Origin of the sequence: Actinoplanes sp. NPDC049316 (assembly GCF_040677315.1) — a bacterium.
In the GTDB taxonomy this organism is placed as follows: domain Bacteria; phylum Actinomycetota; class Actinomycetes; order Mycobacteriales; family Micromonosporaceae; genus Actinoplanes.
In genome coordinates, this window is sequence record NZ_JBFAQM010000009.1 from 16,639 (window position 1) to 29,873 (window position 13,235).

At 73.5% G+C, this 13,235-nt stretch carries 9 protein-coding genes and 1 pseudogene; 3 read left to right on the plus strand and 7 right to left on the minus strand.

The window, feature by feature from the left end:
• Nucleotides 1-9: 9 nt before the first annotated feature.
• The 7 genes and pseudogenes from AB0K03_RS16055 to AB0K03_RS16085 all read right to left on the minus strand — a co-directional run bounded on the left by AB0K03_RS16055 (nt 10) and on the right by AB0K03_RS16085 (nt 9,850).
• Nucleotides 10-1,164, minus strand: coding sequence for a nucleotide pyrophosphatase/phosphodiesterase family protein (locus AB0K03_RS16055; protein WP_364684914.1), 1,155 nt, complete (start codon nt 1,162-1,164; stop codon nt 10-12).
• Nucleotides 1,161-1,907 (minus strand): methyltransferase domain-containing protein, encoded by a 747-nt coding sequence (locus AB0K03_RS16060; RefSeq protein WP_364684915.1) that lies wholly within the window; start codon nt 1,905-1,907, stop codon nt 1,161-1,163. The genes AB0K03_RS16055 and AB0K03_RS16060 overlap by 4 nt, the downstream gene beginning before the upstream one ends.
• Nucleotides 1,908-1,993: 86 nt before the next feature.
• Nucleotides 1,994-2,362 carry an SSI family serine proteinase inhibitor gene (locus AB0K03_RS16065; protein WP_364684916.1) on the minus strand — a complete coding sequence of 123 codons (369 nt, stop codon included), beginning with the start codon at nt 2,360-2,362 and terminating at the stop codon, nt 1,994-1,996.
• An 89-nt stretch (nt 2,363-2,451) separates the two neighbouring features.
• Nucleotides 2,452-5,793, minus strand: coding sequence for an error-prone DNA polymerase (locus AB0K03_RS16070; RefSeq protein ID WP_364684918.1), 3,342 nt, complete (start codon nt 5,791-5,793; stop codon nt 2,452-2,454).
• Between the two features lie 9 nt (nt 5,794-5,802).
• Nucleotides 5,803-7,431 carry a DNA polymerase Y family protein gene (locus AB0K03_RS16075; protein WP_364684920.1) on the minus strand — a complete coding sequence of 543 codons (1,629 nt, stop codon included), beginning with the start codon at nt 7,429-7,431 and terminating at the stop codon, nt 5,803-5,805.
• Nucleotides 7,428-8,150, minus strand: a pseudogene (locus AB0K03_RS16080) (hypothetical protein); the annotation flags it as partial. The gene AB0K03_RS16075 and the pseudogene AB0K03_RS16080, both read right to left, overlap by 4 nt.
• Before the next feature lie 1,208 nt (nt 8,151-9,358).
• Nucleotides 9,359-9,850: an SAV_6107 family HEPN domain-containing protein gene (locus AB0K03_RS16085; protein WP_364684922.1), complete on the minus strand. Its 492-nt coding sequence runs from the start codon at nt 9,848-9,850 to the stop codon at nt 9,359-9,361.
• Between the two features lie 1,025 nt (nt 9,851-10,875).
• Between AB0K03_RS16085 and AB0K03_RS16090 the strand changes: the two genes are divergently transcribed.
• The 3 genes from AB0K03_RS16090 to AB0K03_RS16100 all read left to right on the plus strand — a co-directional run bounded on the left by AB0K03_RS16090 (nt 10,876) and on the right by AB0K03_RS16100 (nt 13,127).
• The gene (locus tag AB0K03_RS16090; protein WP_364684924.1) at nt 10,876-11,568 is read left to right on the plus strand and encodes a DNA-3-methyladenine glycosylase 2 family protein; all 693 of its coding nucleotides are present in this window, start codon (nt 10,876-10,878) and stop codon (nt 11,566-11,568) included.
• A 119-nt stretch (nt 11,569-11,687) separates the two neighbouring features.
• Entirely contained in the window at nt 11,688-12,503 is an 816-nt protein-coding gene (locus AB0K03_RS16095) for an SDR family NAD(P)-dependent oxidoreductase (protein ID WP_364684926.1), read from the plus strand.
• A gap of 135 nt (nt 12,504-12,638) precedes the next feature.
• The gene (locus tag AB0K03_RS16100) at nt 12,639-13,127 is read left to right on the plus strand and encodes a YbaK/EbsC family protein (RefSeq protein WP_364684928.1); all 489 of its coding nucleotides are present in this window, start codon (nt 12,639-12,641) and stop codon (nt 13,125-13,127) included.
• Nucleotides 13,128-13,235: the final 108 nt, after the last annotated feature.

The window sequence follows — 13,235 nt, forward strand, 5'->3', positions numbered from 1 at the left end:
CGAAGGAGACTAGAGCGGGGGTCCGACAAAACTGAGCAGCGGAATCATCATCTCGGCGGCGGTCACCGACCCGTGGTACGCGACCAACGACCCCACCGACGGCGGCTCCCACCCGCCCGCGAGGACGAGCGTGTGATCGAGGCAGACGATCACCACGTCCCCGATCCGGTCGAGGTGTCCCGGCGCGACCGTGCCGTAGAGCCCGCTGTCGACGGCTTCCTCGCGGGTGAGCACCCACGCCGACGAGCCGAGCACCGCCCGGTACGCGGCCACCACGTCGTCCCGGGCGCCCGGCTCGGCGTACAGGTAGCGGACCCGGGGCTCGCCGGACACCCCGGTGATCCCGGCGCTCAGCGAAGGGTCCGCGGCGAGGTCGAGCCGGTTCTCCGGCGGGATGTTCAGCTGCCCGTGGTCGGCCGTGACCAGCAGCGCCGCACCGCGCGGCAGCCCGTCGGCGAGGCGGGTGATCAGCTCGCCCACCTCCGCGGCGGCGGCCTGCCACGGCTCCGAGTCGATGCCCGAGCCGTGGCCGTGGTGGTCGAGGTCGGCGTAGTAGCCGTACACGAGGCCGGGGCGGGACAGGGCGCCGAGCATGGCGGTGGAGAGCGCGTACGGATCGGCGGCGCCGGTGAAGCCGGTTCCCCGGTACGCCGCGACGGTCAGTCCGCTGCCCTCGAAGTGCGGCTGGGTCACGAGGGTGGCGCGGACACCGGCGGCCGCCGCGGTCTGGAAGCGGGTGGGCTCCGGCTGCCACAGCGCGGGGTCGGGGTCCTTGCCCCATCTGATGTGGTTGAGCAGGGTGCCGTCGGGTCTGCGTACGGTGAAACCCAGGATCCCGTGCGCGCCCGGCGGCCGGCCCGTCCCGAGCGTGGCGAGGCTGACCGGGGTGGTCGACGGGAAGCCGGCGGTGAGCGTCCGGCCGGTGAGCTCGGTGAGGATCGGCGCGTGCGGCGCGGCGACCGGAAGCTGGTACGCGCCGAGACCGTCCACGAGCAGCATCGCGATCCGGTCGACGCCGCCGAGCTGCTCAACCAGCCCGAGCACGTCGACGGCGCCCGGCACCCCGAGCACGGCCGAGACGCTGGGCAGCAGATCGGCGAGACTGCCGTGCCCGTAGGCCGGCCGGACCACCGAGAAGGGGTCCGGCAGCGCGGGGATGATCACGGGCGGCGGGCGAAGACGTGCAGCTGGGACGCGATGTCGCGGAACGGCGGCCGCGCGGAGAGCGCCAGCTCCAGGTCGATCATCGCCTGCGGGTCGTCCTCGACCACCGCGGCGGGCAGCAGGTCGGCGAGCACGCGTACGCCGTGGGTCTCCTCGACCGTGAGCCCCGCCGTGGTGAGCAGCGCGACGGCGGTCTCCGTGTCGTAGCGCCGGCGCAGCGTGTCGCGCTGCCCGGCGCGGCCGTCGGGGTCGCTGAGCAGGGCGGACGCCGCGCCGAGGTGACCGTTGAAGGCGCGCCCGAGGACCGCGGCCGCGCGGCCGGCGACCAGCAGGCTGACCGCTCCCCCGGGGCGCAGCGCGGTCGCGACCGCGTCGACGACCCGGGCGGGCTCGTCGACGACCTCGAGCACGGCGTGGCAGAGGATCAGGTCGACGCTGCCGGGCGCGACCAGCGCCGCCAGCGCGTCGCCGTCGCCCTGCACCGCGCGGACCCGGTCGGCCACCCCGGCCTCGGCGGCACGCCGGGTGAGCGCGGCGAGCGCGTCCGGGCTCGCGTCGACCACGGTGACCGCGTGCCCGGCCTCGGCCAGCGGCACGGCGAACCCGCCGGTGCCGCCGCCCACGTCGAGGACGGTCAGCTCGCGACCGGCGTGCCGCTCGAGTTCGCGGCGCAGCACGGCCCAGACGGCGGCCGTACGCACGGTGACGGGCGGGCGGGGGGTACGCGTCGATGCGGTGTCCACCTGCGCAGCGTATCGGCCCGCCGCAGGCACGGGGGCGGCGAGCCGGGGAAGCCGGCGCCCGCGGAACCGGGGCGATCCGGCAGAGATCAGAACGCCATGACCACGCCGGTCGTGCGGACCATGTCGCAGCGGTTGCCGAAGGTCCGGGACCAGTCGACCGTGCGGCCCCGCCAGGTGCCGTCGATGTGCGCGGTGATCGGCGCGTACTCCTGCGTACACATGACCTTGGCGGGCTGGAACTTCGCCGGCTTGCCGTTGACCTTCTCGAGCGCCTGGCAGGCCTTGCCCTTCTTCGGGTGCGCGCCGCCGGCCGGGTCACAGCGCAGCACGACCGCCGCCGCGTAGCCCGCTTCGGCCTCGTAGCTCAGCACCAGTTCGGTCCGCTTCGCGGCCGCGGCGGCCGGGCTCGCCAGGGCGAGGACCAGGACCGCGGACAGCCCGATGGTACGGATCATGACGCGACTCCCCCGTCGTACGTTTCCGTGCACATCCGGTCTACTCCGCAAAAGGAGCAAGGCACGCGGAACGGAAATATAGCGGCTGTTCAGCGGAAGTCACGGGAAGCCGGCGTGACCGGCGGGGTGACCGCGTCGAGCCGGTCGGCGACCAGGTTCAGCACCCCCTCGGACTTCTCCAGCCGTCCCCGCACGAGCAGCGCCGCGCTGGTCCGGGCCACCCGCCGGTACCGCTGCCACAGCCCCGGCGAGCAGGTCACGTTGAGCATCCCGGTCTCGTCCTCCAGGTTGATGAACGTGACCCCGCCCGCGGTCGCCGGTCGCTGCCGGTGGGTGACGATGCCGCCCACCCGGATCCGGGTCCCGGCCTCGACCCGGCCCAGCCCCGAGATCGGCAGCGCGCCGCGGCGGGTCAGCTGCTCGCGGACGAACTGCGCCGGGTGCGCGTCCGGGGACAGGCCCGTCGCCCAGACGTCCGCGACCAGCTTGTCCACGTCACCCATGCCCGGCAGGGTGGGCGCCTCGGTGCCGGTGACCGTGCCGGGCAGGCGGCCGGGCCGGTCCTGCGCCGCGGCCCCCGCCGCCCACAGCGCCTCCCGGCGCGACAGACCGAAGGCGGCGAAGGCGTCGGCGGTCGCCAGGGCCTCCAGGTGGGCGGTCGAGCATCCGGTCCGGCGGGCCAGGTCGGCCATGTCCCGGTACGGCCCGTGCGCGGCGCGCTCGTCCTCGACCGCCTTCGCCAGCTCCTCGCCGAGGGTCCGCACGCTCTGCAGACCCATCCGTACGGCCGGGCCGCCGAGCCCCCACGCGTGCGGCGGCTCCCCCGGCGCCGAACCCCACCGCGTGGTGGCCGTGGACTCCAGCGTCGCGGCGGCGGCGCTGAGGTTGATGTCGGGGCGGCGTACCTCCACCCCGTGCCGGCGCGCGTCGTCCACCAGCGACTGCGGCGAGTAGAAGCCCATCGGCTGCGCGTTGAGCAGGGCCGCGCAGAACGCCGCCGGGTGGTAGCGCTTCAGCCAGGCGCTCGCGTATACGAGGTAGGCGAAGCTCATCGCGTGGCTCTCGGGGAAGCCGTAGTTGGCGAACGAGGACAGCTTGAGGAACAGGTCGTCGGCGAGCTCGCCGGTGATGCCGCGCTCGGCCATCCCCTCGTAGAGCCGCTGCTTGATCCGTTCCATCTTCTCCATCGACCGCTTCGACCCCATGGCTCGGCGCAGCTGGTCGGCCTCGGACGGGTCGAACCCGGCGACGTCGATCGCGAGCTGCATGAGCTGCTCCTGGAACAGCGGCACGCCCAGCGTCTTCTCCAGGGCGTTGCGCATCAGCGGATGCGGGAAGGTGACCGGCTCGCGGCCGTTCTTTCTTCTGATGAAGGGGTGAACCGAGCCGCCCTGGATCGGTCCGGGGCGGATCAGGGCGACCTCCACCACGAGGTCGTAGAACTCCTCCGGCTTGAGGCGGGGCAGCGTCGCCATCTGCGCGCGGCTTTCCACCTGGAACACCCCGACGGAATCGGCCCGGCACAACATCTCGTAGACCTCGGGATCGTCGAGACGCATCGTGCTGAGGTCCAGGTCGGACTCGATCATGTCGTACGCGTAGTGCAGCGCCGACAGCATCCCGAGGCCGAGCAGGTCGAACTTGACCAGCTCGATCGCCGCGCAGTCGTCCTTGTCCCACTGCAGCACCGTGCGTCCCGGCATGCGCCCCCACTCCACCGGGCACACCTCGATGATCGGCCGGTCGCAGATCACCATGCCGCCGGAGTGGATGCCCAGGTGCCGCGGGAAACTCTGGACCTCGTTGGCGAACGCGACCACCTGCTCGGGGACGTCCTCCACGTCGATCGCCGCCACGCTGCCCCAGCGGTCGATCTGCTTGCTCCACGCGTCCTGCTGCCCCGGCGAAAACCCGAAGGCCTTGGCCATGTCGCGTACGGCGGACCGCGGCCGGTACGAGATCACGTTGGCCACCTGCGCGGTGTGCTCCCGGCCGTGCTTGGCGTACACGTACTGGATCACCTCCTCGCGCCGGTCCGACTCGATGTCCACGTCGATGTCGGGGGGACCGTCCCGCTCCGGCGCGAGGAACCGCTCGAACAGCAGGTCGTACTCGACCGCGTCCACGTTGGTGATGCGCAGCGCGTAACAGACCGCCGAGTTCGCCGCCGAGCCGCGCCCCTGGCAGTAGATGCCCTTCTCGCGGCAGAACCGCACGATGTCGTAGACCACGAGGAAGTAGCCGGGGAAGTCCAGCTCCTCGATCATCCGCAGCTCGTGCTCGATCTGCGCGTACGCCTTCGGATGCGCCTGCGGCGGCCCGTAGCGTTCCCGCGCGCCGCGCATGGTCAGCTCCCGCAGCCAGCTCATCTCGGTGTGCCCCGGCTCCGGGATCGGGAAGTCCGGCAGCCGCGGCGCCACCAGGTTCAGGTCGAACGCCAGGTCCTCGCCGAACATCGCCGCGTTCTCCACCGCACCCGGGTACGCGGCGAACCGCTTACGCATCTCCGTGCCGCTGCGCAGGTGTGCGGTGCCGGCCGCGGGCAGCCAGCCGTCCAGCTCGTCGAGGCTGCGCCGGGCCCGTACGGCCGCCAGCGCCGTCGCGAGCCGCCGCCGCCCGGGGGTCGCGTAGTGCACGTTGTTGGTCGCGACCACCTCCAGCTTGCGGCTGCGCGCCAGTTCGTACAGCACCTCGTTGCGGTCGTCGTCGTACGGGTCCCCGTGATCGGTCAGCTCCACGGCGACGTTGCCGCGCCCGAACAGCCGCACCAGCCGGTCCAGCTCCCGGGCCGCCCCCACCGGTCCCTCGGCGGCCAGTGCGCGCGGGACACTGCCCTTGCGGCAGCCGGTCAGCACGAGCACGTGGTCGCGCAGCACCTCGGCGATCTGTTCCAGGTCCCCGTACGCCGGCTTGCCCTTCTCCTTACCGGCCAGCTGTCCGCGCGAGATCGTCCGGGCCAGGCGGGCGTACCCCTCGGGGCCGTGCGCGAGCGCGAGCAGGTGCCGGCCCTCGGGATCCGCCTCGCCGTTCTGCGGCGCGCTCAGGTCCAGCGACAGCTCGGCGCCGAAGATCGTGGGCAGGCCCAGCTCGCGGGCGGCCTGGGAGAACCGGACCACCCCGTAGAACCCGTCGTGGTCGGTGACGGCCAGCCCGGTCAGCCCCAGCCGCGCCGCCTCCTCGGCCAGCTCCTCGGGGTGGCTCGCGCCGTCGAGGAAGCTGAAGTTGGTGTGACAGTGCAGTTCGGCGTACCGGTCCTCGCTGACCGTGCGGATCAGCGCCGGGGCCTCGTACGGCTGCCGCTTGCGGCTCCACGCGGGCGAGTCACCGCCGTCGCCGTCGACCGCGAGGGGGTCGACGACGTGCAGGTGCCGCTGTCCCGTCAGGGTCCTCTCGAGCTCGCCCCACGACATCCGTGGATTGTGGAAACCCATCTCCCCCGCCTAGTCGTAGATCGCTTCGACGGCCCAGTGGCCCGATGCCAGGCTGAGCAGGAACGCCCGGCCGTCGGCCACGGCCATCTGGAAGCGGGCGCGCCGCCGCCCCTCGCCCTCGGCCCACCAGCGCTCGTCCACCGGCCACGGGCCCGCCCACCCGATGATCTCGGCGGCCTCCTCGCCCAGCACCAGCACCGCCGGGCGGCCGGTCAGCTCGAGGCGGGCGCTCACTCCCACCGGCGTACCCGTGTCGTCCAGGACCACCGCGGGCGCCGGCTGCGGCAGCACCAGCGCCGGCGCGGGTCCGGGGATCCGCCCCGGCCAGGGCGGCCGCTTGTCCTGCTTCGCCGGCGCTCTCTCTTTGTCCGGCGGGTCGCCGATGGCCACCACCACGGGGTGCGGGCCGGGCTGCGGCGCGGCCGGGCGGGCCGGTTCCCGCTGGTCACCCCACGGCACGAACCGGACCTGGTCGTCGGCGGAACGGCCCCCGCCGACCACCGCGGTCACCACCGCCTCCGGCCCCAGCAGACCCTGGACCCGGCTCAGCGCCCGATGCGCCCGTTCCTTCTCCGCCCCCGCGTCCCCCCACAGTCCCGGCTGCAGTCCCAGGTGGACGAGCACGCCGTCGGGCACCAGCCGCAACCGGACCAGGCCCGCGGTGGGCCGCGCCGGCGCACCGCGCCGCGCCCCGGTCAGCCAGCCGTCGAGCTGCCAGCGCACCCGCTCCGCGATGGCCGCGGCGGTCAGCAACCCGTCGTGCCGCCAGACCCGGTGCAACTCCTGACCGTCGGCGGTGACGGCTTCGATGCCCAGCCGGGTGCAGGCCATCCCGTACGCGGCCAGCCGCTCGTGCAGCCGCTCGGCCAGCGCCCGCCCGGCGAACGCGGCCACGTCGACCCGCTCGAGCGGCTCCTCGTACGTGTCGGCCACGTCCAGGTCGGGCGGCGGCTGCCGGACGGCGAGCGGCCGATGGTCCAGCCCGGCGGCGAGCCGGTGCGCGAGCGCCCCGTCGAACCCGAACCGGCTCAGCACGTCCGAGGCGGGCAGCGCCGCGAAATCCCCCAGCGTCTTCACCCCGAGCCGGCGCAGCAGGTCGGCCAGGGCGGGCCGCTCCAGCGCCTCGACGGTCACCGACGTCAGAAACTCCCGGGTACGCCCGGCAGCGACGATTTGTCCCGCCCGCGCGGCCAGCCCCGCCGCGAACACCCCGTCGGCGATGCCCACCTGGGCCTCCACGGCGCAGGCCTGCGCGACCTGCTCGACGATCCGCTCGGCGGCCCGCTCCTCACCCCCGAAATACCGCGAAGGACCCCGCGCGGCCAGCGCACACGCACCCGGCCGCACCACCTCCACCCCGACGGCCACCTCCTCCACGGCGGCGACGACCGGCTCGAAGGCCCGCGCATCCCGCCCCGGATCGTGCTCGACGACCACCAGCGAGGGGCAGCGTCCCTGCGCCTCCCGCCGCCGCAACCCCCGCCGTACGCCCTCGGCCCGGGCCGCCTCGGAACAGGCCACCACCCGATTCGCCTGCAGCACGGCCACCGGCCCGTCGGCGCGTACGCCATCGACGATCTCGGTGGCGATGACCGGCCAGTCCGGGCACCAGAGCAGCAGGGCGCGGGGGGCGTTCATGCGGTCTCCACGACGGACAGGCCGCCCCGGCGCTTGGCCGCTTCCCTTCCCGGCCCGGCTTCCCTTCCCGGCCCGGCCTCCCTTCCCGGTCCCGCTTGCTTCCCCGGTCCCGCTTCCTTCCCCGGTCCCGCTTGCTTCCCCGGTCCGGCCTCCTCCCCCGGCCACGCTTTCTCCGCGGGGCCCGCTTTCTTCCCGGGTCCCGCCTCTTTCTCCGGCGCCGCAGCGGGATCCTGCATGGGCGGGATGGCCGGGGACGCCGGGATCGCCGGCATCCAGAAGGTCACCTCCTTGGGCCTCGCCGCAGCCCCCCGCCCCCGGGCGACAACGGTCACCTCCCGCCGCCGCAGCCGCCCCCGCCCGTCGCCGAGCCCTTCCCACCGCCCCCGGGTGACCTGCAGGGTGACGTCGGCGCCCTCCCACCGCCCGTACGGCACGAGCACACACCCCCGCTGCCGGGCCCGCGCCACGAGCCGGCTGGTCACGGAAGGCGCGACGGGTCCGGGAACCGCGACCACGACCACATCGACCCCGTCGATCAGCGCGGCGACCACGGTGGGCCACTCAGGCCCGGGATTCGGCACCAACGCCAACCGCTCCAGAGCGATCCCGCTCTGCGCGGCAGCGAGCGCGCCGAGCGCGGGTACGCCCACAACAGCGCACCAGGATCCGGCATGGGAGGCGGCGGAGAGAAGCGCCAGCAGAAGAGAGGTGCCACCGTTACCGACCCGCTCAACCGGCCGGCCACGGCTCGCCATCGAGGAGGCCCCCCGGGCAAGGGAGGACGCCGCCCCGGGCGAACCGGCCGGCGACCACCCGGCCGGAGCAGCGCCAACCGGCGCAAGACCAGCCGAAGCCGGGCCAGCCGAAGCAGGACCGGTCGGCGCGGAGCCGGTCGGCGCGGAGCCGGTCGGCGCGGAGCCGGTCGGCGCGGAGCCGGTCGGCGCGGAGCCGGTCGGCGCAGGACCAGTCCAAGCAGGACCCGTCGACGCAGGACCAGCCGGCCGAGGGTCGGTCCGCGACGGAACCTCCGGCAGGGAAGGGGTTTCCCACGATTCCGGGCGCTGCGCCTTCTTCCCTGGCTGATTCAGCCCTCCCGGCTGATTCAGCTTTACCGGCCGATTCAGCTTTCCCGACTGATTCAGCGGAAGGCCCGGCGTCCTCGACCCGCGATCCTCCTCCGGCCCGCGCCCCTCCCCCAGACCGCGCCCCTCCCCCAGGCTGCGCCCCTCCCCCAGACCGCGCTCCTCTCCGAGGCCGCGCCGTTCCCTTGGGCCGCGCGAGTTTCCCGGCTGCCGGGCGGAATCGAAGGTCAGGCCGACCGCGACTGTGCTGCCCCGGCGAAGTCCGCGGCCCGGCAGCAGCTCTTCCAGTTCGGCATGCACCGGCAGCACCCGGTGCATCCCGCTCTCGCCGGTCTCCCCGGCCGGCCGTACCAGCTCAGCAAGAGCCGCAGCACTGTTGATCATGCGCCCGGCCATCGCTCCGCCCCGCTGTGCACTCACTGAAGTTGATCTTTATGGATCCGCCGGGTCGGGCAGGTCCATCCATGGTTCCGGCAGTCCGTCAGGCCTTACGTGGCGCGGCAGTCCGTTGAGGCATAAGCAGCACCGGCAGACCGCTCGAAGGCGTCGAGGGAACCGGGGAGCCTCGCCCAGCGCGCCGGGTGGGCACGGAGCGCGGGACGCCACGGCCAAAGGCCGCGAGCAAAGGAGCAGCGAGGCCTAAGCCCTCAGACGTCCGTAGGCCCAGACGCCTGTAGGCCCAGATGCCCGTAGGCCCAGACCCCCTAGCCCAGACGCCCGTAGGCCCAGATGCCGTAGCCCAGACGCACCGGACACCCCGACGCACCGGACACCCCGACGCACCGCCGCGAGCGACGAACGACTGGGCGCGACGGCTTCCGCTGTGCCGCGCCTCGCGCGAGGCGTCAGGCGGCTTCGAGGCTGGGTTGGTATGCCAGGCCGAGGGCCGCCTGCACCAGGGACACGAAGGTGCCCGCCGCCGTCAGGAGGTCGTCTGCCTCGCGGGCCGTGACCACGCGGGGGATGCCGGCCTCGGCGGCTGCTCGTTTGGTGGCGCCGAGGGCGAAGTAGCCGGCCCAGTCGCCGAACTCGGGCGCCACCAGGACCAGGAGGGACCAGGTGCTGGTGACACGGTTGCGGCGGGTGGGTGCGGCCGGTCTGGCACGGGCGGCGAGCACGGCGGCGGCCGCTCGGAGGGCAGCGAGGTGGGCGGCCGCGTAGCGCAGGCCGTCGGGGCGGGTGCGGGCCGCTTCCGCGAGGCCCTGGCGCGCGATGGCGAGCAGCTGCGCCGGGGTGCGGTTGGGCAGGAGGTTGGCGGGGATCGTGGGCGCCGCCTGGGTGCCGGCCGTGGGCGCGTGGGCCAGGCCGTACGCTCGCGGGCCCGGCTCGGCGGGCATCCCGGGCGAGCGGGCGTCCCCCGGCTCGGGAACCGCGTAAGGCGAGCGAGCGTCCCGGGGCTCGGGCACCGCATAGGGCGAACCCGCGTCCCAAGGCTCGGGCACCGCGCGGGGCGAACCGGCATCCCGGGGCTCGGGCACCGCATAGGGCGAACCGGCGTCCCGAGGCTCGGGCACCGCAGGGGGCGCCTGCGGAACGGGGTGGCTCAGGCCCGGTGCCGGGTTGCTCACCATGGTCTCTCCTCGCGTGTGTCGCATCCGACGTGCTGGTCGAACCGGTCGCTGCTGAGGAAGGCACAGCGGTGGTGCCGCCGGCCGGGTGTGAAGCTTCCCCACACCACACCCGGCCGGACTTGCGCCGGCGGGTCCGCCGTCCGCCACCCGGGGGTCGAGGGTGGCGGACAGCGGTCCTGCCTGTTACGGCCCAGACCCGCGAATGCCCGGACCTTGTGGCGCGACGCTTCGCGGGCGTCGCGCCCGGGAACCACGCCGCGAACGCGGATCCCGATCAGTCAGCCCGAGGCCGGCCGGTCCGGCCCGGCCGCCCTGGCGGAGGCGACCGGGCCCGGCGACCACCAGGAGGGGCGGCCGCCCGACCGGCGCCGACCGGCTGGAACAGCCGTTCGAACCAATCGAACACTCGTTCTAACTACTGGAGAGAGTAACACCACCCTCCGACAAAAAAGCAACGACGCAGCGCCGCAGGTCAGAGGTGATCTTCGGGACTGGGGACAGGCGGTGCGGGGACTGTGGTGGCAGCCGGAGCGGCGACCCGACAAGGAAGCCATGAACCGAGGCCGACGTTCAGGAAGACAAGAACAAAACCGACCGCCGCAGCCCGGATAGAAGGGACAGAACCGGATGGTCGCAGCCCGGAAGGCAAGAAACTGGAAGACAAAGAAGACCGCGACCGACGGCAGCCTGGGGGACGACCCTGGGTCGCCGGTCCCGCCGGCTCGGGAGCCGCGCTCCGTGTGAGACAAAGCGAGACAAAACGGGCGGGACGGGTCACTACCGTAGACGGCATGCTCACCGGCCCGATGACCCCGGCGGATCTGCGCCTCGGCGTGGACGAGCTCACCGCACGTGAGCCGCTCTTCGCCGCCGTCGAGGAACGTCACGGGCTTCCGCTGATGTGGGACCGCGCTCCGGGGTTCGCCTCGCTCGTGCACATCATGTTGGAGCAGCAGGTGTCGCTCGCCTCGGCGCGGGCGACGTTCGACCGTCTCCGGGCGCTTGCCGATCCGCTCACCGCCGAGAACCTGCTGGCGCTCGCCGATCGCCAGTTGCGCGAGGCGGGGCTCAGCAGGCAGAAGGCGCGATATGCCCGGGCCGCGGCCGGCGCCGTCGTCGCGGGTTCGCTACGGCTGGAGGCGCTGACCGGCCTCGACGACCATGACGTCGATCGGCAGCTGCGGGCGGTGCCGGGCATAGGTCCCTGGACCGCGGCGATCTACCGCCTGTCGGCTCTGGGGCGCCCCGATGCATGGCCGGCCGGAGACCTCGCCGTCGCGGCCGGGATCGCTCAGCTGTGGCACCTGCCGGCACTGCCCTCCCCGGCCGAGACCGTCCTGCGCGCGGAGGCCTGGCGGCCGTGGCGGGCGGTCGCGGCCCGCCTGCTCTGGCAGCAGTACCTGGGAACGAAGGCGCGACAGTCCCTGGGAGGGAAGGCGCGACAATCTCTGGGAGCGAAGGCGCGACAGTCTCTGGGGACGTAGGCGCGGCAATCCCTGGGGCGAAGGGAACGAAGCAAGCCCGAAAGCCGGGCACAACGCTCATCGATCTGCCAGGGTGCACCATGGGTACGACACCCGCACCGGCGGACGGAGGGTTCGGCATGCGCACGATCGTCGTCACAGGGGCCAGCTCCGGGGTGGGCTTGGCCGCGGCCGGTCAGCTGGCCGCGCAGGGTGACCAGGTGGTCGTCGTCGGGCGGGATCCGGGCCGGCTGGGCGCGGCGATGGCGCAGATCCGGGCGGCCGCGACGGGCCCGGAGCCGGACGAGTTCCGGGCCGACTTCGAGTCCCTCGGCGACGTACGGCGGCTCGCGGATCATCTGCTGGGGACGTACCCGGTCATCGACGTGCTCGCGAACAACGCCGGCGGCATGCTGGGCGCGTACCGCAAGACCGTGGACGGCTTCGAGGCGACCGTCCAGAGCAACCACCTCGCGCCTTTTCTCCTGACCAATCTGCTGCGGGAGCGGCTGCGCGGCGGGCGCGTGGTGAACACGTCCTCGCGGGCGCACCAGCGGGCCCGCGTCGACCCGGACGATCTCACCGGCGATCCGGCCTCGTGGAACGGGTGGCGGTCCTACGGCGCCGGCAAGGCGGCCAACATTCTGTTCACTGCCGAAGCCGCGCGCCGGTGGCCGGACATCCTGTCGGTCGCGTTCCATCCGGGCGTGGTGCGCAGCAATTTCGGCGCCGGTTCCGTGACGCGGTTCTTCTACAAGGTCGCGCCGTTCCTGACCAGTCCCCGCGACGCGGGTGCGCTGCTGGTGTGGCTGGCGACGGCGCCGGCGGAGGAATTGCGCAACGGCGCCTATTACGTGGGGCACAAGGTGACCGAGCCCGATCGGCGGAGCGCGGATCCCCGGCTCGCGGCGCGGCTCTGGGAAGCCAGCGAGAAAGCCTGCGCGGACAAGCATTAGTCCGCCTCCCCTCACCCGCTTCACGAACGGCTGGCCGCCGGCGGGCGGGCGCCGCTTCGGGCTGCCGGACCCCGGCGGCGCGGCTGCACCGGGAACGCTTCGGATGGTGGACGGTCGATCGAGCAGAATGACGGGATGGAGAACCATCCCAACGTGCAGGCGGTACGCGCCGCGCTCGCCGGCGCCGATGCGCGGACCGCCGCGGGCACCACGCCTGACATGGTGTTTTTCGACGAGGGCGTGCACACCGCCGCCGCCGCGGCCGCCGCGCTGGGTGTCGAGGTCGGACAGATCGCGAACTCGCTGATCTTCGAGGCGGACGGCGCGCCGCTGCTGGTGCTGACCTCCGGGGCGCACCGGGTCGACACGCGCAAGGTCGCCGCCGGGCTCGGCGTCGGCAAGCTGGGGCGGGCCACGCCGGAGTTCGTCCGGGCCCACACCGGTCAGGCGATCGGCGGGGTGGCGCCGCTGGGGCATCCGAAGCCGGTCCGCACCCTGGTCGACACCACCCTCGCGCGGTACGACGAGGTGTGGGCCGCGGGCGGCGTGCCGCAGGCGGTCTTCCCCATCACGTACGCGGAGTTGCTGCGGGTCACCAACGGTGTACCCACCGATGTCGCCTGAGTCATTGATCACTGGACTGAACTGCGCCTCGACGGGCGGAGGTGGCGCGCGTCCCTAAGATGGAGGACTGCGTCATCCATACCCATTGACCCCCTCGGAGCCCGACAC

Coding starts and splice junctions, on each gene's coding strand:
- AB0K03_RS16065 (WP_364684916.1), bottom strand. CDS start 2,362: ATGATCCGTACCATCGGGCTGTCCGCGGTCCTGGTCCTCGCCCTGGCG.
- AB0K03_RS16090 (WP_364684924.1), top strand. CDS start 10,876: ATGCTCACCGGCCCGATGACCCCGGCGGATCTGCGCCTCGGCGTGGAC.
- AB0K03_RS16085 (WP_364684922.1), bottom strand. CDS start 9,850: ATGCCCGCCGAGCCGGGCCCGCGAGCGTACGGCCTGGCCCACGCGCCC.
- AB0K03_RS16100 (WP_364684928.1), top strand. CDS start 12,639: ATGGAGAACCATCCCAACGTGCAGGCGGTACGCGCCGCGCTCGCCGGC.
- AB0K03_RS16070 (WP_364684918.1), bottom strand. CDS start 5,793: ATGGGTTTCCACAATCCACGGATGTCGTGGGGCGAGCTCGAGAGGACC.
- AB0K03_RS16075 (WP_364684920.1), bottom strand. CDS start 7,431: ATGAACGCCCCCCGCGCCCTGCTGCTCTGGTGCCCGGACTGGCCGGTC.
- AB0K03_RS16095 (WP_364684926.1), top strand. CDS start 11,688: ATGCGCACGATCGTCGTCACAGGGGCCAGCTCCGGGGTGGGCTTGGCC.